17 protein-coding genes are annotated in these 19,582 nt (G+C 70.9%); 4 read left to right on the forward strand and 13 right to left on the reverse strand.

Annotation, left to right across the window (positions count from 1 at the left end; genetic code table 11):
• Nucleotides 1-98: 98 nt before the first annotated feature.
• A complete protein-coding gene (locus ACZ6SQ_RS15895) occupies nucleotides 99-425 on the reverse strand; it encodes an ATP-binding protein (protein WP_389320085.1) in 327 nt (108 codons plus the stop codon).
• Nucleotides 426-566: 141 nt separating this feature from the next.
• Nucleotides 567-1,730 carry an adenosine deaminase gene (locus ACZ6SQ_RS15900; RefSeq protein WP_469561724.1) on the reverse strand — a complete coding sequence of 388 codons (1,164 nt, stop codon included), beginning with the start codon at nucleotides 1,728-1,730 and terminating at the stop codon, nucleotides 567-569.
• Between the two features lie 114 nt (nucleotides 1,731-1,844).
• On the opposite strand from ACZ6SQ_RS15900, the gene ACZ6SQ_RS15905 reads away from it, so the two are divergent.
• Nucleotides 1,845-2,609, forward strand: coding sequence for an alpha/beta hydrolase family protein (locus tag ACZ6SQ_RS15905; RefSeq protein WP_469561726.1), 765 nt, complete (start codon nucleotides 1,845-1,847; stop codon nucleotides 2,607-2,609).
• Between the two features lie 8 nt (nucleotides 2,610-2,617).
• Here the strand turns inward: ACZ6SQ_RS15905 and ACZ6SQ_RS15910 are convergent, their stop codons facing one another.
• On the reverse strand, nucleotides 2,618-3,571 hold the full coding sequence (locus ACZ6SQ_RS15910) for a LysR family transcriptional regulator (protein ID WP_469561729.1): 954 nt from the start codon (nucleotides 3,569-3,571) through the stop codon (nucleotides 2,618-2,620).
• A 63-nt stretch (nucleotides 3,572-3,634) separates the two neighbouring features.
• Here ACZ6SQ_RS15910 and ACZ6SQ_RS15915 point away from each other — a divergent pair, with 63 nt between their 5' ends.
• Entirely contained in the window at nucleotides 3,635-4,909 is a 1,275-nt protein-coding gene (locus tag ACZ6SQ_RS15915; protein ID WP_469561732.1) for an MFS transporter, read from the forward strand.
• Nucleotides 4,910-5,519: 610 nt separating this feature from the next.
• Entirely contained in the window at nucleotides 5,520-6,533 is a 1,014-nt protein-coding gene (locus ACZ6SQ_RS15920) for a sigma-70 family RNA polymerase sigma factor (RefSeq protein ID WP_386377502.1), read from the forward strand.
• On the opposite strand, the gene ACZ6SQ_RS15925 is transcribed toward ACZ6SQ_RS15920, so the two are convergent.
• Nucleotides 6,417-6,803: an STAS domain-containing protein gene (locus ACZ6SQ_RS15925; RefSeq protein WP_469561736.1), complete on the reverse strand. Its 387-nt coding sequence runs from the start codon at nucleotides 6,801-6,803 to the stop codon at nucleotides 6,417-6,419. The two genes, ACZ6SQ_RS15920 and ACZ6SQ_RS15925, sit on opposite strands and share 117 nt — an antisense overlap.
• Before the next feature lie 138 nt (nucleotides 6,804-6,941).
• Between ACZ6SQ_RS15925 and ACZ6SQ_RS15930 the strand changes: the two genes are divergently transcribed.
• The gene (locus ACZ6SQ_RS15930; RefSeq protein WP_469561739.1) at nucleotides 6,942-7,862 is read left to right on the forward strand and encodes an AEC family transporter; all 921 of its coding nucleotides are present in this window, start codon (nucleotides 6,942-6,944) and stop codon (nucleotides 7,860-7,862) included.
• A 69-nt stretch (nucleotides 7,863-7,931) separates the two neighbouring features.
• Here ACZ6SQ_RS15930 and ACZ6SQ_RS15935 read toward each other — a convergent pair whose 3' ends face one another.
• From ACZ6SQ_RS15935 to ACZ6SQ_RS15975, 9 genes are all read right to left on the reverse strand, one after another.
• Nucleotides 7,932-9,209: a thymidine phosphorylase gene (locus ACZ6SQ_RS15935; protein ID WP_469562187.1), complete on the reverse strand. Its 1,278-nt coding sequence runs from the start codon at nucleotides 9,207-9,209 to the stop codon at nucleotides 7,932-7,934.
• Between the two features lie 81 nt (nucleotides 9,210-9,290).
• Nucleotides 9,291-9,680, reverse strand: a complete 390-nt coding sequence (locus ACZ6SQ_RS15940; protein ID WP_386377497.1) for a cytidine deaminase — start codon at nucleotides 9,678-9,680, stop codon at nucleotides 9,291-9,293.
• Nucleotides 9,677-10,942 (reverse strand): ABC transporter permease, encoded by a 1,266-nt coding sequence (locus tag ACZ6SQ_RS15945; RefSeq protein ID WP_469561743.1) that lies wholly within the window; start codon nucleotides 10,940-10,942, stop codon nucleotides 9,677-9,679. Before ACZ6SQ_RS15945 ends, ACZ6SQ_RS15940 begins: the two co-directional genes overlap by 4 nt.
• A complete protein-coding gene (locus ACZ6SQ_RS15950; RefSeq protein ID WP_469561746.1) occupies nucleotides 10,942-12,066 on the reverse strand; it encodes an ABC transporter permease in 1,125 nt (374 codons plus the stop codon). Before ACZ6SQ_RS15950 ends, ACZ6SQ_RS15945 begins: the two co-directional genes overlap by 1 nt.
• Nucleotides 12,066-13,613, reverse strand: coding sequence for an ABC transporter ATP-binding protein (locus ACZ6SQ_RS15955; RefSeq protein ID WP_469561749.1), 1,548 nt, complete (start codon nucleotides 13,611-13,613; stop codon nucleotides 12,066-12,068). The genes ACZ6SQ_RS15950 and ACZ6SQ_RS15955 overlap by 1 nt, the downstream gene beginning before the upstream one ends.
• Before the next feature lie 210 nt (nucleotides 13,614-13,823).
• Complete coding sequence (locus ACZ6SQ_RS15960) at nucleotides 13,824-14,873, reverse strand: BMP family lipoprotein (RefSeq protein WP_469561752.1); 1,050 nt, start codon at nucleotides 14,871-14,873, stop codon at nucleotides 13,824-13,826.
• A 286-nt stretch (nucleotides 14,874-15,159) separates the two neighbouring features.
• Nucleotides 15,160-16,206, reverse strand: a complete 1,047-nt coding sequence (locus ACZ6SQ_RS15965) for a BMP family lipoprotein (protein ID WP_469561755.1) — start codon at nucleotides 16,204-16,206, stop codon at nucleotides 15,160-15,162.
• A 721-nt stretch (nucleotides 16,207-16,927) separates the two neighbouring features.
• Complete coding sequence (locus ACZ6SQ_RS15970; RefSeq protein WP_469561758.1) at nucleotides 16,928-18,160, reverse strand: M20 family metallopeptidase; 1,233 nt, start codon at nucleotides 18,158-18,160, stop codon at nucleotides 16,928-16,930.
• 337 nt (nucleotides 18,161-18,497) lie between these two features.
• Nucleotides 18,498-19,562 (reverse strand): hypothetical protein, encoded by a 1,065-nt coding sequence (locus ACZ6SQ_RS15975; RefSeq protein WP_469561761.1) that lies wholly within the window; start codon nucleotides 19,560-19,562, stop codon nucleotides 18,498-18,500.
• Nucleotides 19,563-19,582: the final 20 nt, after the last annotated feature.

The raw sequence follows: 19,582 nt of genomic DNA on the forward strand, positions 1-19,582 counted from the left end.
GCCCCTTCCTCTCTCGTGTCCCCCCCCCCCCCCCCCTCCCCCCTTGGCCCCCCCCCCCCCCCCCCCCCCCCCCCCCCCCCGGCGCAGGGGTGCCTGGGTCAGCCCAGCGGGAGGCCGTTCACGGGCAGGCCCTTGGTGGGCAGGCCGCCCACCGGCAGACCGCCGAGCAGGCCCGCGGCCGGCTTGGTCGGACCGTCGGCGAGCGCCTTCTCGGCAACGGGCTGCGCGGCGGCGACGCCGGCGGCGAGGGCGGGCTGTGCCTGGCTGAGGGCCTCACCGGCACCCGGCAGGACCTGGGCGACGGTGCCAAGCGCCTGGCCGGCGTCGGGCAGGGCCGGGGCGGCGTTCGCGGCGCCCGCGCCGGTCGCGGCGAAGGCGGCACCGAGAGCGGCGACACCGAGGGTCTTGGCAGCAGACTGCTTCATCGTTAAATGCGTCCTTGACTGAAATCGAAGACTGAACGGGGGACGGAAGCGGTTCCCGAACGTAAACACGCCACAGGGCCCACCGCAAACACCGAAATGCGGACGGCTTGTGAAAGCCCGCCCGCATTCCCCGTCCCCCGATCAGCCCTCCGAGGAGCCAGAACCGCTGGTCGAAGCGGTCTGTTGAAACAGCCATTCGGACTTCAGCTCGGCGTAACCGGGCTTGATGACGTCATTGATCATCGCCAGTCGTTCATCGAAAGGAATGAACGCTGATTTCATCGCATTGACGGAGAACCACTGGAGGTCGTCGAGCGTATAACCGAACGCCTCGACGAGATGCTCGAATTCCCGGCTCATACTCGTGCCCGACATAAGTCGATTGTCAGTATTTACCGTGGTACGGAAGTGGAGGCGGCGCAGCAGCCCGATGGGGTGCTCGGCGTAGGAGGCGGCGGCACCGGTCTGGAGGTTGGAGCTCGGGCACATCTCCAGCGGGATGCGCTTGTCGCGGACGTAGGAGGCGAGGCGGCCGAGGTGGACCGTGCCGTCGTCCTTGACCTCGATGTCGTCGATGATGCGCACCCCGTGGCCGAGCCGGTCGGCGCCGCACCACTGGAGGGCCTGCCAGATGGATGGCAGCCCGAAGGCCTCACCGGCATGGATGGTGAAGTGGTTGTTCTCGCGCTTGAGGTACTCGAAGGCGTCGAGGTGCCGGGTGGGCGGGAAGCCCGCCTCCGCTCCGGCGATGTCGAAGCCGACGACGCCGAGGTCGCGGTAGCGGTTGGCGAGTTCGGCGATCTCCAGGGCACGGGCGGCGTGCCGCATGGCGGTGAGCAGCGCCCCGACGCGGATGCGGTGGCCGTTCTCGCGGGCGGTGCGCTCGCCCTGCCGGAAGCCCTCGTTGACGGCCTCGACGACCTCCTCCAGGCCGAGCCCGCCCTCCAGGTGCTGTTCGGGGGCGTAGCGCACCTCGGCGTAGACGACGCCGTCCTCGGCGAGGTCCTCCGCGCACTCGCGGGCGACCCGGACGAGGGCGTCGCGGGTCTGCATGACGCCGACGGTGTGCGAGAAGGTCTCCAGGTAGCGCTCCAGGGAGCCGGAGTCGGCGGCCTCGCGGAACCAGAGGCCCAGTTTGGCCGGGTCGGTCTCGGGGAGCGCGGAGTAGCCCTGTTCCTGGGCCAGTTCGACGATCGTGCCGGGCCGCAGCCCGCCGTCGAGGTGGTCGTGCAGCAGTACTTTGGGTGCCCGGCGGATCTGGTCCGGGCTCGGGGTGGTCCCCATCCGGTCAGTCTGGCTCGTCATTTCCGCACTCTAACTCCTACGCGCGTAGATCGCCCGCCGCGACAACTCGGCCGATACGCAACGGTGACCCCACGGACGGGTGGCGTACACGCACGCTTCTGACACTGTTCTGTCATGGCACAGCATGCGACGCCGGTTCGCGAAGCCCGGCTGGGACGGGCGTTCGGTCCGGAACCGACGGCGGTGAGCGGGGTGGTGCTGCTGCTCCCGGGCGGCGACGAGCGGTCGACCCGCCGTCCGTCCGCCCTGCTCGCGGCGGGTTCCGTCCGCGCGCTCGGACGCCGTCTGGCCCGGGCGGGACGGCAGGAGGGCCTGGCCGCGCACGTCGTCCACTACCGCTACCGCGGCTGGAACGGCAGCGAGGCCCACCTCGCCCGCGACGCCTCCTGGGCCGCCGACGAGGCCGTACGCCGCTACGGCGACGTCCCCGTGTGCCTGGCGGGAATCGACATGGGTGGCCGGGCGGCGCTGCACTCGGGCGGCCACGAGGCCGTCAACTCCGTGGTCGCGCTCGCCCCTTGGCTGCCCGAGGAGGACATGGCCGCACCACCCGAACCGGTGAAACAGCTCGCCGGACGCCGGGTGCTGATCGTGCACGGCACCAACGACGAGCGCACCGACCCCGAGCTGTCCTTCCGGCTCGCGACGCGCGCCAAGAAAGCGAACCGCGAGGTGTGCCGCTTCGAGGTTCACTCGGACCGGCACGCCCTGCAGCAGCATCGCGACGAAGTGATGTGCCTGACCGAGGACTTCGTGATGGGCGCCCTGTTCAACCGCGCCTTCTCCCGCCCGGTCGAGGACGCCCTCGCCGCCCCGCCGCCGCTCGGGCTGCGCATGCCCCTGGCGTCCGGGTTCGGACGGTCGCTGCGGCACCACTAGGTCCCGTCTCATTCGTGCAGCAAGCGGCCGCGCCTGGACAGCAGGAACTTCTTGAACGCCGCCACGGGCGGGGTGTCCGGCCTCCCCTCCAGCCAGGCCACGCCGATCTCGCGGGCCGCGCGCGGGGCCGTCACCGTCAGTTCGGCGACGCCCGGCCGGGGCACGGCGGGCGGTGGCAGCAGTGCGACACCGAGTCCGGCGGCGACCAGGCCCCGCAGGGTCTCCGCCTCCTCGCCCTCGAAGGCGATCCGGGGCCGGAAACCAGCCTCCTTGCAGAGGTCGTCGGTGATCCGGCGCAGTCCGTAGCCGGGCTCCAGGGTCACGAACGCCTCGTCGGCGGCCTCGGCGAGCCGTACCCGCCTGCGTGCGGCGAGACGGTGGTCGGCGGGCACCACCAGCCGCAGCTTCTGCTCGTCCAGCCGGCGCCCGACCAGGTCGGGGGCGTCCGGGACGGGCGAGGTCAGACACAGGTCGAGCTCCCCCGCGCGCAGCCGCTCCAGCATGGCCTCGCCGTAGTTCTGCACCAGGCTGAAGCGGACCCGGGGGTGGTCGGCGCGGAAGGCGTGGATCAGTCCCGGCACGGTCTCGGCGCCCATGGTGTGCAGAAAGCCGAAGGCGACCTTGCCTGCCGCCGGGTCGGCGTCGGCGCGCACCTCCTCGGCCGCCCGTTCGATCTCGGCGAGGGCCCGTTCGACGGAGCCGAGGAAGGTGCGTCCGGCGGGCGTGAGCGACACGGTCCGGCCGCGGCGGGCGAACAGTTCCACGCCCAGGTCCTGTTCGAGCCGGACCATCGCGCGCGACAGCGTCGACTGGGGGACGTTCATCTCCTGCGCGGCCCGTGTCACGTGCTCGGTGCGGGCGACCCCGGCGAAGTGCGCGAGGCGCGGCGCGAGCAGGGCGACGATGTCTTCTGTGTCACCACTCGGTGACAGGCGCTGACCTGACCTCTGCTGATGCATCACAGGAACGATTATGCCGATTCCATGCATTGGACGGATGAGTGGCGATCTCCGTACGGTCGAAGCATGAATCCCGCCCATACCGGGGCGTCCACCGTCGTGGACGCCGCTCTCCCGTCCCCCGCCGCACCCACCGCCGACTCCCGGATGACTCCGGGCGGTCCCGGTTACCGGCGGATGAGCCTCGCGCTCTTCCTGGCCGGTGTGGCGACGTTCGCCCTGCTGTACGCCACGCAGGCGCTGCTGCCGATGATCTCCGCCGACTTCGGGGTGAGCGCGGGACAGGCGAGCTGGACGGTGGCGGCCGCGACGGGCGGCCTCGCGGTGTTCGTGCTCCCGATGAGCGCGCTGTCGGAGCGGTTCGGGCGGCGTACGGTCATGACCTGGTCCCTGGCGGTCGCCGTGACCGTGGCGGTCCTCGTCCCCCTCGCACCCTCGCTGCCCGCCCTCGTGGCGCTGCGCGCGGTGCAGGGCGCGGCGCTGGCGGGCCTGCCGGCCTCGGCCACGGCGTATCTCGCGGAGGAGGTCCGGCCGCGGGCACTGGTCACCGCGATCGGTCTGTTCGTCGCGGGCAACAGCGTCGGCGGGATGAGCGGGCGGGTCGTCACGGGCTGGGTGGCCCAGGAGTGGGGCTGGCGGGCCGCCCTCGGTGTGATCGGTGTGCTGGCGGTGGCCTGCGCGGTCGCCTTCCGGCTGCTGCTGCCCGCGCCGAAGCACTTCACGCCGGGCTCGCTGCGTCCTGCGGTGCTCGTCCGCACGGTCCGCGACCACCTCGCCGATCCGCTGCTGCGCCGGCTCTACGCCATCGGGGCGCTGTTCATGACGGTGTTCGGCGGGGTGTACACGGCCATCGGCTACCGCCTGACGGACGAGCCGTTCTCCCTGCCGCAGGGCGTCGTCGGCTCGATCTTCCTGGTCTACCTCGTGGGTACGGTGTCGGCGTCCACCGCCGGCCGTCTTCAGGGGCGGGTGGGCCGCCGGGGCGCGCTGTACCTGGCCGGCGGCACGACCGCGGCCGGTCTACTGCTGTCCCTCGCCGACTCCCTCGTCCTCGTCCTGCTGGGCCTGGTCCTCATCACGGCCGGCTTCTTCGCGGGGCACGCGGTGGCGTCCTCGGCGGTCAGCAGGACCGCGACGCGGGGGCGTGCGCAGGCTTCCGCGCTCTACCAGTCCGCGTACTACGTCGGCTCCAGTGTCGGCAGCACGGTCGGGGCGGTGGCGTTCCACGCGGGGGGTTGGGGCGGGACGGTGGGGGTCGGCGTCGCCGCGGTGGTGGGGGTTGTGGGGATCACGCTCGCCGGCACGAGGGCGGCATCGCTTGCAGCGGCCCGGGCGGCGTAAGGGACCATCCCCTTCCTCGCCGGGTGCGGGTCCGTCATGGCCGTTCGCGCAGTTCCCCGCGCCCCCGAAGAAGGCGTGGTGGATCCATCCCCTCCCCGGCCAGGTGCGGCCCGCATGTGGCTGGTCGCGCAGTTCCCCGCGCCCCTAAAAGCGACCACGCCCGCCACCCCACCGACGCAAGGACGACCAAAGGGTCACGAGGAACTGCGAGACCAGCCACGACGGACCCGCACATTCAAGGGGCGCGGGGAACTGCGCGAACGGCCACGACGGACCCGCAGACTCAAGGGACGCGAGGAACTACGCGAACGCCCACGGCGGACCCGCGCCCGGAAACGCCCAGGAGCGAGGGCGCCGGCCGCGTAGGCCGCAGGGGCGCGGGGAACTGCGCGAACGGTCACGGCGGAACCGCGCATTCAAGGGGGCGCGGGGAGCTGCGCGAACGGCGGCGGCGGACCTGCACCCCGCAACGCGCAACAGGCAGGGAAGGGCCCGTTGACCAGCTGTTTTGCTGGGACGGCGGGCCATTGTCAGTGGGCTGGGGTAGCTTCCGAAGTGCTGGACGCAATGAGGCGTACGACACAGGACCGGCCACAGGGGTGGGTGGACGATGGGCAACACCGCGACGACGACAGACCTCGACGTCGAGTTGGAGAAGCACCGCGTCGAGCTGACGGGCTACTGCTACCGCATGCTCGGCTCCTCCTTCGAGGCCGAGGACGCGGTCCAGGACACACTCGTGCGGGCCTGGCGCAGCTACGACAGGTTCGAGGGCCGCTCCAGCCTCCGGTCCTGGCTGTACCGGATCGCGACGAACGTCTGCCTGGACATGCTGACCGCGGGCAACAAGCGGGCCAGACCGATGGACCTGTCGGAGGCGACCCCGCTGGCGCAGGCCGCGCTCTCCCCCCGTCCCGACCACACCTGGCTGGAGCCCATGCCGGACACCCGGGTGCTGCCCACGACCGCCGACCCGGCGGAGGCGGCCGTCGCCAAGGAGTCGGTGCGGCTCGCGTTCATGGCCGCCCTCCAGCAACTGCCGCCCAAGCAGCGCGCGGTGCTGATCCTGCGCGAGGTGCTGGCGTGGCGGGCGAGCGAGGTGGCCGAGCTGCTCGACACCTCGGTCGCCTCCGTCAACAGCGCGCTCCAGCGGGCCCGCGCCACGCTCTCGGAGCGCTCCGAGTCGGGCGCCGACGCGGCCGTGTCGGACCCGCTGGACGAGGAGCAGAAGAAGCTCCTGGAGCGCTATGTCGCGGCCTTCGAGGGCTACGACATGGCGGCGCTGACCGCGATCCTGCACGAGGACGCCGTCATGACGATGCCGCCGTTCGACCTGTGGCTGGTGGGCACGGACGACATCACCGGTTTCATGACCACGCTCGGCGCCGGCTGCGCCGGTTCGCGGCTGCGCGCCGTCGAGGTCAACGGCCTGCCCGGCTTCGCGCACTACAAGCCGGACGAGGAGAAGGGCGGCTACACCCCCTGGGCGATCCAGGTCCTGGAGATCTCAGCGGGCCGGATCACCGGCTTCCACTTCTTCCTCGACGTCGAACGGTGGTTCCCGCTGTTCGGGCTGCCCCCGCACCTCGAAGCAGAGCCCGACGAGATCGAGCAGCGCGCATAGCGCCGGGTCGGGGTCGCGCAGCCGTATCCGGCCGCCGGTCCTGCGTGCGGTGAGCTGCATCCGCGCCAGCAGGTCGACGGCCGCGAGCCCCGGCGGCCCGATCCCGGCCACATCGCACTCCACGACCCCGGCGCGGGTCGACTCCAGCGCGCTGCGCACGGCATCGCACCACCCCGTCACCTCGCTCCGGGTGACGGGGCCTGCGATCACGAGTACGGCGGGTCTCATGGCGTCCACGTGCGGTAGACCGCACGGACTCCGGGAACTCATCGCGGCGCCCGCGTAGTCGGCGTCACATTGACCGGGGCCCGAGCCCTGCCCAAGGGTTGCTGCCGTGTCCCGACCACCAGAGCCGCCCGCGCCGCACGTCTGTCCCGAAGCCGACCGCCGGCCCGCCGGAGAGGCACCGTGCAGGGGGTACTGAGCGGCTTCGCCGTGATCGTCGTGGTGATCGGCGTCGGGTATGTGATCGGTCTGCGGGGCTATCTGGGCGAGCAGGGCCGTGACGTCCTCACCAGGCTCGCCTTCCACGTGGCCACCCCGGCGCTGCTGTTCACCGTGCTGGCCCAGGCCGACCTGTCGGTGATCTTCTCGACCCGGCTGCTGGTGACGGCGCTGAGCACGGCGGCCGTGGCCGGGCTGTTCGTGGCGGTGGGTGTCGTACGCCGGTGGGGGGTGGCCCGTACGACGATCGGCGCGCTGTGCGCGGGGTACGTCAACTCGGGGAACCTGGGCATCCCGATCGCGGTGTACGTCCTCGGCGACGCCTCACTGGTGGCACCGGTGCTGCTGTTCCAGCTGGTCGGCGTGACGCCGGTCGCGGTGACGGTGCTGGACCTGGCGAGCGGCGGGGCGAAGCGTCCGCTGCTGCAGCGGGTGCTGACGCCGCTGCGCAACCCGATAGCCGTGGGATCGCTGGCCGGGGTGGCGGTCTCGGCGGCGGGCCTGCGGGTGCCGGCCCCGGTACTGGACCCGCTCACGCTCATCGGCAACATGTCCGTGCCCGCCGCGCTGCTGGCCTTCGGTATCGCCCTGCGCGGCAGCTCCCTGCCACTGCGCGGCGCGGAGCGGGCGCCGGTCCTGCTGGCCGTCGGTCTCAAGACGCTCGTGCAGCCCGTGACCGCCTGGCTCCTGGCGGCGGGCGTCTTCGGCCTGCGCGGGGCGCCGCTGCTGGACGTGGTGGTGACCTCGGCGCTGCCCGCCGCCCAGAACCTCTTCACGTACGCGAGCACGTACCGGGTCGGCGAGGTGCTGGCCCGGGAGGCGATCCTGCTGTCGACGGTGGTGTCGGTGCCGGTCCTGGTGGTCGTGGCGGCACTGCTCGGCTGACGGCCGGCATGCCGAACGGGACCGGCGCGAGGGCACGGTCCCGTTCGGGCGGGAGAGCGGGACTCCCGGTCAGGCGATGCGCTCCAGCACCACCGGCGAGGCCGTGAAGGCCGTGCCGGGCGCGGCGACGTCGTAGGAGCCCTCGACCGCCTGGAGGGCGTACTCGAAGCGCTCGGGCGTGTCCGTGTGCAGGGTCAGCAGCGGCTGGCCCTCGGTGACGGTGTCGCCGGGCTTGGCGTGCATCTCGACGCCCGCGCCCGCCTGCACCGGGTCCTCCTTGCGGGCGCGGCCCGCGCCGAGGCGCCAGGCGGCGACGCCGACGCCGTACGCGTCGAGGCGGGTGAGGACGCCCGAGGCGGGCGCCTTGATCACGTGCTGCTCGCGGGCGACGGGCAGCGTGGCGTCCGGGTCGCCGCCCTGCGCGGCGATCATGCGGCGCCAGACGTCCATCGCGGAGCCGTCGGCCAGGGCCTTCGCCGGGTCGGCGTCCTTCACTCCGGCCGCGTCGAGCATCTCGCGGGCCAGGGCGACGGTGAGCTCGACGACGTCGGCCGGGCCGCCGCCCGCGAGGACCTCGACGGACTCGCGGACCTCCAGGGCGTTGCCCGCGGTGAGGCCGAGCGGGGTCGACATGTCCGTGAGCAGGGCGACCGTCTTCACGCCGTGGTCGGTGCCGAGGCCGACCATGGTGGAGGCCAGCTCGCGGGCGTCCTCGATGGTCTTCATGAAGGCGCCGGTGCCGACCTTGACGTCCAGGACCAGGGAGCCGGTGCCCTCGGCGATCTTCTTCGACATGATCGAGGAGGCGATCAGCGGGATCGCCTCGACCGTGCCGGTGACGTCGCGCAGGGCGTACAGCTTCTTGTCGGCCGGGGCCAGGCCGTCGCCCGCCGCGCAGATCACCGCGCCGGTGGTGTCGAGGACGTGCAGCATCTCCTCGTTGGAGAGCAGGGCGCGCCAGCCGGGGATCGACTCCAGCTTGTCCAGGGTGCCGCCGGTGTGGCCGAGGCCGCGGCCGGACAGCTGCGGGACGGCCGCGCCGCAGGCGGCGACCAGCGGGGCGAGCGGGAGGGTGATCTTGTCGCCGACGCCGCCGGTGGAGTGCTTGTCGGCCGTCGGGCGGGACAGGGAGGAGAAGTCCATGCGCTCGCCGGAGGCGATCATCGCCGCGGTCCAGCGGGCGATCTCGCGCCGGTTCATGCCGTTGAGCAGGATCGCCATGGCGAGCGAGGACATCTGCTCGTCGGCGACCTCGCCGCGGGTGTACGCGTCGATGACCCAGTCGATCTGCTCGTCGCTGAGCTCACCGCGGTCCCGCTTGGTGCGGATGACGGAGATGGCGTCCATGGCCATGGCTTTCCTTCCGACGTTCTGAAGAAAGTCGCGGCCCCTCTGAGCCGGTGTTCTCAGAGGGGCCGCGGGGTGGTGTCACTTGCTGAGATGGTCCGGCCCGAAGGCCTGCGGCAGCATCCGCGACAGCGGCAGGATCCCCGCAGGTGTCTCCAGCAGCAGGTCCGGCCCGCCGAACTCGTAAAGCAGCTGCCGGCAGCGGCCGCACGGGACGAGGATGTCGCCCTGGCCGTCCACACAGGTGAAGTGCGTCAGCCGGCCGCCCCCGGTGCGCTGGAGCTCCGAGACCAGCCCGCACTCGGCACACAGCCCGAGCCCGTAGGAGGCGTTCTCCACGTTGCAGCCGGAGACCGTGCGGCCGTCGTCCACGCGGGCCGCGACCCCGACCGGGAAGCCCGAGTAGGGCGCGTAGGCGTGGGACATGGCCTCCCGTGCCACGGCCCGCAGGGCCTCCCAGTCGAAGGTCACTTGCCTTGTCCCTTCCGGTACGGCATTCCGTCCGCCTTCGGCATGCGCAGACGCTGGGCGGACAGGGCCAGCACGACGAGGGTGATGACGTACGGCGTGGCGGCGACGACCTGGTTCGGGACCTCGTTGGTGCCCACGTACCAGGCCAGGACCAGCGCGCCGATCACAGCGGTGATCATCGACGAGGGGTACTTCTTGGCGATCACGAGCCAGACGGCGCCGATGAGCAGCAGCAGCGCGCCGAGCAGCAGCAGGGCGTGGACGTTCTCCGAGCCGCCGCGCAGGTTGAGGCTGTCGGTGTAACCGAACAGACCGGCACCCAGGGCGAGGCCGCCCGGCATCCAGTTGCCGAAGATCATCGCGGCCAGACCGATGTAGCCGCGGCCCGCGGTCTGGCCCTCCAGGTAGAAGGGGTTGGCCACGATCGACAGGAACGCGCCGCCGAGGCCGGCCAGGCCGCCGGAGATGATCACGGCGATGTACTTGTACTTGTAGACGTTCACACCGAGGGACTCGGCCGCGACCGGGTTCTCGCCGCAGGAGCGCAGGCGCAGACCGAACGCGGTGCGCCACAGCACCCACCAGGTGCCGGGGATCAGCGCGACGGCGATCAGGGTCAGCCAGGAGACGTTGGTGACCAGGCCGCCGAGGAGACCGGCGACGTCCGAGACGAAGAACCAGCCCTCGTTGTTGAGGTCGCGCAGCCAGTCGGAGAGTCCTGGCACCGTGAAGTGGCCGAGGGAGTCCACCGGCGGGGACTGCTTGGCCGAGCCGCCCGAGTGCCCCTCGAAGGCCAGCGGGGCCAGGTAGCGGGTGGCGCCGAGGGCGAGGATGTTGATCGCCACACCGGAGACGATGTGGTTGACGTTGAACGTCACGGTGACGAAGGCGTGCAGCAGACCGCCGAGGGCGCCGCCGAGGATGCCGACCACGACACCGGTCCAGGGGCCCCACTGGAAGCCCGCCCAGGCACCGAACCAGGTGCCCAGGATCATCATGCCTTCGAGACCGATGTTGACGACGCCCGCGCGCTCGGCCCACAGACCGCCGAGACCGGCGAGGCCGATCGGCACGGCGAGCTGCAGGGCGGTGGACATCTGGCTGACGTTGGTGATGCCGTCGGCGTCCGTGATGAGGCGGACGATCGAGGTCAGCGCCAGGCCGCCGGCGATGACCAGCATCAGGACCGGCAGGGACATACGGCGGCCGGCCGGGGCCGCGGGCTCCAGCGTGGGCTGGTTGACGTCGGTCGCGGTGGTCATCAGCCCGCCACCTCCTTCTTCACGTTGTTGTCGGTGGCGCCCAGGACGTGCCCGGCGGCCAGCTCGGCGCCGACGCGGCGCTGCTGGCGGCGCAGACCCCACTCGCGTACGACCTCGTAGGAGACGACCACCGCGAGGACGATGATGCCCTGCATGATGACCGCGATCTCCTTGTCGTAGTCGTAGAAGTCCAGCTCGGGGGAGGCCTTGTCGAGCCAGGCCCACAGCAGCGAGGCGAAGAGGATGCCGACCGGGCTGTTGCGGCCGAGCAGCGCGATGCCGATGCCGAGGAAGCCGATGCCGGTGGGGAAGTTCAGGTTGTAGGTGTGCGTGCTGCCCATCAGGATCGGCAGACCCGCCAGACCCGCGATGGCACCGGACAGCAGCATGGCGCTGAGCACCATGCGCTTGGGGTTCACACCGCTGGCCGTGGCGGCCGACTCGGAGGCGCCGGAGGCGCGCAGGTCGAAGCCGAAGCGGGTGCGGTTGAGGAGGATCCAGTAGCCGATACCGAGCAGCGCGGCGAGGACGACGAGGCCGTAGATCTCGCCGGCGTCACCCAGGTCGAAGCCGGGGATCCAGCCGGACTCGTGCATCTCGCCGGTGGTGTTGTTGTTCCCCTGCTTCACGCCGAGGACGTTGGGCAGCCACAGGTAGGAGATGACGGAGACGGCGATGGCGTTGAGCATGATCGTCGACACGACCTCGCTCACACCACGGGTGACCTTGAGGACACCGGCGATACCGGCCCACAGCGAGCCCGTCGCGGCGGCCGCCAGGAGCAGCAGCGGGACCTGGATCACCGCGGGCAGGTTCATGTGCGCGCCGACGATCGCGGCGAGCATGGCGCCGAGCTGGTACTGGCCGTCGACGCCGATGTTGAACAGGTTCATCCGGAAGCCGATGGCCACCGCCAGAGCCGCGATGTAGTACAGCGAGGCCTGGTTGATGATCAGGACCTGCTTGTCCGAGTAGCCGAGCTGCTCGAACATGATCTGGAACGGCTCGACCGGGTTCTTGCCCGAGGCGAGCAGCACGACGGCGCTGATCACGAAGGCCACGGCGAGCGCCATGGCCGGGCCGGCCACGGCGAGGAGCACGCGCTCCTTGTCGAACTTCTTCATCAGCGGGCCTCGTCTTCGGGGGCTTCCGGCGTCTCTTCGTGCGCAAGGTGTCCGGCGGCGGCGCCGGTCATCGCCGAGCCCAGCTCCTCGGGGGTGATGCCGGCCGGGTCGGCGTCCGCGACCAGCTTGCCGTTGTAGATCACCCGGAGCGTGTCGGACAGGCCGATCAGCTCGTCGAGGTCGGCGGAGATCAGCAGTACGGCCAGGCCCTCGCGGCGCGCCTCGCGGATGTGGTCCCAGATCGCCGCCTGGGCGCCGACGTCCACACCGCGGGTGGGGTGGGAGGCGATCAGGAAGCGCGGCTTGGAACTCATCTCGCGGCCGACGATCAGCTTCTGCTGGTTGCCGCCGGACAGGGAGGCCGCGGTGACGTCGATGCCCGGGGTGCGGACGTCGTACTCCGTCACGATCCGCCGCGTGTCCTCCTGGGCCGCCTTCGGGTCCAGCCAGATGCCCTTGGCGTTGGGCTTCTCGGTGACGTGGCCGAGGATGCGGTTCTCCCAGAGGGGGGCCTCCAGGAGCAGTCCGTGGCGGTGGCGGTCCTCGGGGATGTAGCCGATGCCCTGCTCACGGCGCTTGCGGGTGGCCCAGCCGGTGATCTCCTCCTCGGCGAGGGTGATCGTGCCGGAGTCGGCGCCCTTGAGGCCGATGAGCGCGTCGACCAGCTCGGTCTGGCCGTTGCCCTCGACGCCGGCGATGCCCAGGACCTCACCGGCGTGGATGGTGAAGGTGATGTCGTCGAGGAGCGCCTTGCCGCCCTCGGCCTCGAGCCGGAGCTTGTCCACGGTGATCACGGGCCGGTCGGTGACGGTGGACTCGGCCGTCTCCGGGGTGGGCAGTTCGCTGCCGACCATCATCTCGGCGAGCTGACGCGGAGTCGTCTCCGAAGGAACCGCGGTCCCCACGGTCGTACCGCGCCGGATGACGGTGATGTCGTCGGCGACGGACAGCACCTCGCCCAGCTTGTGGGAGATGAAGATGACCGACAGGCCCTCGGCCTTGAGCTCGCGGAGGTTGTCGAAGAGCGCGTCGACCTCCTGCGGGACGAGCACCGCGGTGGGCTCGTCGAGGATCAGCTTGGTGGCGCCGCGGTAGAGGACCTTGAGGATCTCCACGCGCTGGCGGGCGGCGACACCGAGCTCCTCCATGAGGCGGTCGGGCTCGACGCCGAGTCCGTAGCGGTCGGAGAGCTCCTTGATCCGGCGCCGGGCCTTGGCGCCGATGCCGTAGAGCTTCTCACTGCCGAGGACGACGTTCTCCAGGACGGTGAGGTTGTCCGCGAGCATGAAGTGCTGGTGCACCATGCCGATGCCGCGCGCGATGGCGTCGGCCGGGGACGAGAAGCTCACCTGCTCGCCGTCGACCGCGATGGTGCCCTCGTCCGGCTTCTGCATGCCGTAGAGGATCTTCATCAGGGTCGACTTGCCGGCGCCGTTCTCGCCGACGAGGGCGTGGACGGTGCCCTTGCGGACGGTGAGGTGGATGTCGTGGTTGGCCACGACACCGGGGAATCGCTTCGTGATCCCGGCGAGTTCGACGGCGGTCACCGAATCGTTGACCGCCGCTCCGGCCGGAGGGCTGCTGGACGCGTTGATGGCGCACACTCCTGGGGACGGGGGTCGTCTACGCGCGTAGCGCCCCTACGGCATTTCAGGGGGCCACGCATCGCCGACAACCGGGTACGGGAAGCAAAGTCTCCCCGCACCCGGTCGAGCGAACGCAACCCCTCGGTCACACCCTGCTCAAGGTGTTTCCGCTCAGCTGCTCTTGACCTTGATCGCGCCGTTGATGATCTTCTCCTTGGCGGTCTCGACGGCCTTCTGGATCTCGGCATTGTCCGCGAACTCCGGGTTGGAGTTCGACAGGCTCACCTCGCCGCTCTTGAGATCGCCCCGAACGATACCGGTCACGGGCTTACCGTCCTCGACCGACTTCGCCAGGTTGTAGACCGCCTTGGCGACGTCCTTCATGGCGGAGGTAAGGATCGAGTCCTTGTACTTCGCCAGCGCTTCCTGGTTGTACTGGTCGGAGTCGACGCCCACCGCCCAGACCTTGTTGGCGGCGGCGGCCTCGATCACGCCCTGACCGGAGAGACCGGCCGCCGCGTAGACGACGTCGGCCTTCTTCTCGATCTGCGCCTCGGCGGCCGACTTGCCCTTGTCGGGGCTGGAGAAGCCGCCCTCTTCGGCCGTCTGGGTGAGGTACTGGGTGAGCACCTTGACCTGCGGCTTGGTGTCCTTGACGCCCTGCTCGAAGCCGGCCTGGAACTTGTGGATCAGCGGGATGTCCACGCCGCCCACGAAGCCGACCGTGTCGTTCTTGGTGGCCTTGGCGGCGGCGACACCGGCGAGGTAGGACGCCTGCTCCTCGGAGAAGACCAGGTCGGCGACGTTCTTCGCCTCGATCGTGGAGTCGTCCACGATGCCGAAGGTGGTCTTCGGGAACTTCTCGGCGGCGCCCTTCACCGCGGCGGCGTACGCGTAGCCGACGCCGATGACCGGGTTGTAGCCCTGCTTGGCCAGGGACTCCAGACGCTGCTGCTTGTCGGCGTCCGTCTCACCCTCGGTGGGCTCGATGTCGGCCGTGTCGTAGCCGAACTCCTTCTTCGCCTGCTCCAGGCCCGAGAACGCGGCGTCGTTGAAGGACTGGTCGCCCTTGCCGCCGACGTCGTACGCGATGGCCAGGCCCAGGTCGCCCTTCGAGTCGGCGGACGAGCTCGACGTCGAGGTGCCGCCGCAGGCGGAGAGGGCGAGGGCCAGAGAGGCGGTCGCTGCGCCTGCGACCGTGATCCGGGAAATCCGGCGCATGTTGTGGTGCTCCTGTCGTACAAGCGCCGGAGGACGGTTCAGCTTCGGCGCTGGCTTCGCCGCAGATTAACGCGCGTAGACCTACCTGAAAACCCCTTCTGTCCACCTTGTTATCCGGCCGTGGCCAAGCTAACTCCGCGGCGCCCGCCGGGGCTTGCCGAACGCAAAGGGAAGGTGACGTACGGCGACCGGGACCGAACGCAACGGAGCGGGCGGGTGCGAAGTCGCACCCGCCCGCTCTGAACCGCTGCGGCGCTGCCGGACACGGCCCGGCAACCACTCGGTACTACTCGGTCTTGACCTTGATCTGACCGCTGGTGATGCCTTCCTTGGCCGCGGCCACGGCCTCGGTCAGGCCGGCGATCTTGGCGAACTCGGGGTTGCTCTCGGACAGGCCCACGCCGTTCACCTTCAGGTCGAAGGTCTGCACGCCGGACAGCGGCTTGCCGTCCTGGACCGACGCGGCCAGCGAGTACACCGCACCGCCGACGTCCTTCAGCGCGGAGGTGAGGATCTTGCCCTTGTACGCCGCGAGGGCTTCCTGCTTGTACTGGTCGGAGTCGACACCGATGGCCCAGATGCCGGCCTTCGAGGCGGCCTCGATGACGCCCTGGCCGGACAGACCGGCGGCCGCGTAGATGACGTCGGCGCCCTTCTCGATCTGGCCCTCGGCGGCGGCCTTGCCCTTGTCGGGGCTGGAGAAGCCGCCCTCTTCGGCGGTCTGGGTCAGGTACTGGGAGATGACCTTGACCTTGGCGTTGGTGTCGGTCACACCCTGCTTGTAGCCGGCCTCGAACTTGTGGATCAGCGGGATGTCCACGCCGCCCACGAAGCCGACCGTGTTGCTCTTGGTGGCCTTGGCGGCGGCGACGCCGGCGAGGTAGGAGGCCTCCTGCTCGGCGAAGACCAGGGAGGCGACGTTGTCCGCCTCGACCACGGAGTCGACGATGCCGAAGGTGGTGTCCGGGTACTTCTTGGACGCGGCCTCCATGGCGGGGCCGTAGACGAAGCCGATGCCGATCACCGGGTTGTAGCCCTGCTTGGCGAGGGTCTCCAGACGCTGCTGCTTGTCGGCGTCCGTCTCGCCCTCGGTGGGCTCGATGTCGGCCGTCTTGTAGCCGAACTCCTTCTGGGCCTTCTGCAGACCGGCGTACGCGGCGTCGTTGAAGGACTGGTCGCCCTTGCCGCCGATGTCGTAGGCGATCGCGAGGCCGAGGTCCTGCTTGTCGCCGCTGTCGCCACCGTCGCTGCTGGTGCCGCCGCAGGCCGTGGCAGCGAGCGCGATCGACGCGACCCCCACCGCGACGCGAGTCAGTTTGGATATCCGACGCATCTGAAGTTCCCCATTCTCCACAGCCCCGCAGTGGGTGCTAGGTTCGGCGCAGATTAACGCGCGTAGACACTCCTGGGAACGGGGTTCCGCGCGGCCGTTATCCATTCGTGCCGATGGCCGGTTACGCCCTCGTTACCCACTGGTTCGAAAAGGACAGAGGACCACAGGCCGCCCGCACTCACGGTCAGACTCCCTCCCCTCCGACCCGCCCGCAACCCGAGCGGGCGACTGGGGGTGAGGCGGGGGTGGCCTGCCCGAGGAGGCCGGGCCTCGACGCGGCGTTTCGCAGCCGGGGCGTGTTCGGCGGGGGCGGGGCGTTTCACAGCTCGGCGTCAGCGAGGTACCGCCCGGCGGTTGCTGAGGCGGGGGGCGTATCGCAGCTCGGCGTCAGCGAGGTGCCTCCCCCGGAGGGGGACCCCCAGCGCCCACCCGTGCCGCCCTGGGGGTACCTCCCAGGCCCTTAAGGCACTGGGGGAGGCACGCATGCCCGCAGCGGCGGCGCGCGCAGCCCGCGGCGACGGGCGGCGGGCAGCAGCCACGATCCTGGACGTCAGGCGCGTACGGCGGGGAGGGGACGGGGCGGGGGCTGTCCGCCCGCAGCGGCCGCCGTCAGACACCAGCACCCCCGTAAGCAACTGGTTCGGCGGACCGAGGACGGACACCCCCCGGCCCGGCCCCGCACCACCCACAAACCGCAGGCGCGACGCCGGCAAGCGCGGAGCTACACGCCCTCGTCCACCAGCGCCGCGGCCGTGAACAGCTCCACCCCCACCGTGATCGCCGACTCGTCGACGTCGAAGTCACCCTGATGGAGGTCCCGCACGGTCCGCTCGCCCGGCGGGCGGACACCGAGCCGCGCCATGGCGCCCGGAACGTGCTCCAGGTACCAGGAGAAGTCCTCGCCACCCAGACTCTGCTCGGTGCTCTCGACGGAGTCGGCCCCCCGCCGCGCGGTCATCGCGTCCCGCAGCAGCGCCGTCGCCCCGGCGTCGTTGACGACCGGCGGCACCCCCCGCACATACGTGATCTCCGACTTCGCCCGGTGCAGATTCGCGACCTCGTCGATCGCCGCGACGACGAGGTCCGGCGCCTGCCGCCACGCCTCGATGTCCAGGCACCGCACGGTCCCGGACAGCTCGGCATGCTGCGGAATGACGTTCGAGGCATGCCCCGACTCGATCCGCCCCCAGGTCACGGCCAGCCCGGCCCGCGTGTCCACCCGCCGGGCGATCAGCGCCGGCACATCGGTGACGACCCGGGCGGCGGCCGTCACCAGGTCGGTCGTCAGATGCGGCCGCGCGGTGTGCCCACCGGGCCCGCCGAGGGCGATCTCCAGCCGGTCGCACGCGGAGGTGATCGCACCCACCCGCAGCCCGATCCGCCCCGCGTCCACCCGGGGGTCGCAGTGCACGGCGAGAATCCGCTCGACCCCGTCCAGCACACCGCACTCGATGGCGTCGGCGGCCCCGCCGGGCAGCACCTCCTCGGCGGGCTGGAACAGCAGCCGCACGGGCCGGGGCAGCAGCCCCCGCCGGTGCAGATCGGCCAGCACCAGCCCGGCCCCGAGCACGACGGTGGTGTGCACGTCGTGACCGCACGCGTGCGCCCGGTCGGGCACGGTCGAGCGATACGCGCACTCGGTCTTGGCGTCAGGGATGGGCAGCCCGTCGATGTCGGCCCGCAGGGCGAGCATGCGGGGGCCGCCGCTCCACACCCCGTCGGGCACACCGATGTCACAGACGAGCCCGGTCCCCATGTCGAGCACCCGCGGCTTCAGGCCCGCCCGCTCCAGCCGCGCCTTGATCGCCGCGGTGGTACGGAACTCCTGGTTTCCCAGCTCGGGGTGCATGTGCAAGTCGCGGCGGAAAGCCACGAGTTCGGCACGGAGCTCCTCGGGGAGCGTGCCGGGAAGCACGGCCTCCCCGGGAGGAACGGCCTCGGACTCAAGGGACATGGGTTGCTTCACCCTCTGAAGGGTAGGACGCCGGGACGGTCAACTGACCCGCGATCAACAAAAGTTCAGCCCGTTAGGGGAAGAAAATCTGACCGCCCCAGGCATAGCTGCGGACTGCGATGGGTAAACTCGCCCGCCCGCCAGCCTTGTCGATCATGAAATCCGCGACGAGCGACCTCACTCCCTCCACGGATACCACGGTTCACTCGAGTACGACGGGAGTGTTCGCCTGTCGGGATCGCACTGTGTCAGGTCACACACCACAACGGCGACACGCGAAGAACACGCTCAGTGACGAAAGCCCAACCCGCTCAGCCCACTCATCCCGCTCAACCCCTCACCCCGCAGCAACCGCCGCCAGCCGCGTCACATCACGCGCGGATCCCGTCACCCCGGACAGGAACCCCTGCGCCCGGGGCGACGCACCCTGCGTGAGCCACCGGGGGTCGATGTCACACACGGCGACTCGAACATCCGTGCCGGCCAGCGCCAGCGGCAACGTGTGCACCACGGTCGAGGGGAAGCTCAGGATCGTCTTCCCGATGGGCCCACGCCGGGCGATCAGCTCCAGCGGAAGATCGGGCCGCACGACCTCCAGCCCCGTCTCGACGGCGAGCCGGTGCAGTTTCTCGGCGCTCTCACGGCGATGGGCGAAGTAGCGCGTGGCGCCGTGCGTCCGGGCGAGGCCGGTGACGGCCTCCAGATAGCGGTCGCCGTCGACGACACCCGTCTCGACCAGCGACGTACCGACCATGTCGGCGGTCTTGGTGATCCGCGGCGGCCCGAACCGGGCGCGGGTCCAGGCGAAGGAGTTGGCCGTGACCGTGACGCCGTCCGGGCTCTCGGAGATCGGCATGGACGAGAACACCTCGACCTGCCGCTGCCCGCCCGGGGTCAGGCGGCGGCGCGCGGCGGAGGACACGGGCGCGAACACCAGGTCGCGGGGGCCGGGCCTGCTGCCCTTGCGGTGCCAGCGCACCAGCTTCTCGCCGCGCGCGAGCTGGGTGACGAACTCCATGGTGGCGGTGCCGTCGTCGACGACGACCAGCTCACGGGCCCGGGTGATGGTCAGCAGCAGCTGGACGTACCGGGAGAACGGATCGCCCATGACGATCCGCTCGGCCCGGCGCAGCGGGCCCATGAGCCCGCCGATGGTGTGGAAGGGGGCCGCGGTGCCCCCGCGGGCCTCCTCCCAGCGGACCTCGTATCCCTCCTCGCGGGCCAGTTCCGCCATCCGGCGTAGCTGGCCGCGGGTCATCGGGTCGACGGGCGAGAGGACCACGAGTGCGAGCCCCGCGCCGGGCGCATGCGCGTGCGCCCATTCCAGTACGTTCAGCAGCTGTACCGGGCTCTCGACGAACGCGAGAGTGCGGGGGCCGGCATTCCCGGCGCGGGGGCTCATCGGCGGTACGACCGTCCCGT

The organism is Streptomyces sp. NPDC048600, from assembly GCF_055587025.1.

Excerpts from the sequence above, each read along its gene's own strand:
- ACZ6SQ_RS15895 (WP_389320085.1), bottom strand. The coding sequence starts at position 425 with ATGAAGCAGTCTGCTGCCAAGACCCTCGGTGTCGCCGCTCTCGGTGCC.
- ACZ6SQ_RS15900 (WP_469561724.1), bottom strand. The coding sequence starts at position 1,730 with ATGACGAGCCAGACTGACCGGATGGGGACCACCCCGAGCCCGGACCAG.
- ACZ6SQ_RS15905 (WP_469561726.1), top strand. The coding sequence starts at position 1,845 with ATGGCACAGCATGCGACGCCGGTTCGCGAAGCCCGGCTGGGACGGGCG.
- ACZ6SQ_RS15915 (WP_469561732.1), top strand. The coding sequence starts at position 3,635 with ATGAATCCCGCCCATACCGGGGCGTCCACCGTCGTGGACGCCGCTCTC.
- ACZ6SQ_RS15920 (WP_386377502.1), top strand. The coding sequence starts at position 5,520 with ATGGGCAACACCGCGACGACGACAGACCTCGACGTCGAGTTGGAGAAG.
- ACZ6SQ_RS15925 (WP_469561736.1), bottom strand. The coding sequence starts at position 6,803 with ATGAGTTCCCGGAGTCCGTGCGGTCTACCGCACGTGGACGCCATGAGA.
- ACZ6SQ_RS15935 (WP_469562187.1), bottom strand. The coding sequence starts at position 9,209 with ATGGACGCCATCTCCGTCATCCGCACCAAGCGGGACCGCGGTGAGCTC.
- ACZ6SQ_RS15945 (WP_469561743.1), bottom strand. The coding sequence starts at position 10,942 with ATGACCACCGCGACCGACGTCAACCAGCCCACGCTGGAGCCCGCGGCC.
- ACZ6SQ_RS15950 (WP_469561746.1), bottom strand. The coding sequence starts at position 12,066 with ATGAAGAAGTTCGACAAGGAGCGCGTGCTCCTCGCCGTGGCCGGCCCG.
- ACZ6SQ_RS15960 (WP_469561752.1), bottom strand. The coding sequence starts at position 14,873 with ATGCGCCGGATTTCCCGGATCACGGTCGCAGGCGCAGCGACCGCCTCT.
- ACZ6SQ_RS15965 (WP_469561755.1), bottom strand. The coding sequence starts at position 16,206 with ATGCGTCGGATATCCAAACTGACTCGCGTCGCGGTGGGGGTCGCGTCG.
- ACZ6SQ_RS15970 (WP_469561758.1), bottom strand. The coding sequence starts at position 18,160 with ATGTCCCTTGAGTCCGAGGCCGTTCCTCCCGGGGAGGCCGTGCTTCCC.
- ACZ6SQ_RS15975 (WP_469561761.1), bottom strand. The coding sequence starts at position 19,562 with ATGAGCCCCCGCGCCGGGAATGCCGGCCCCCGCACTCTCGCGTTCGTC.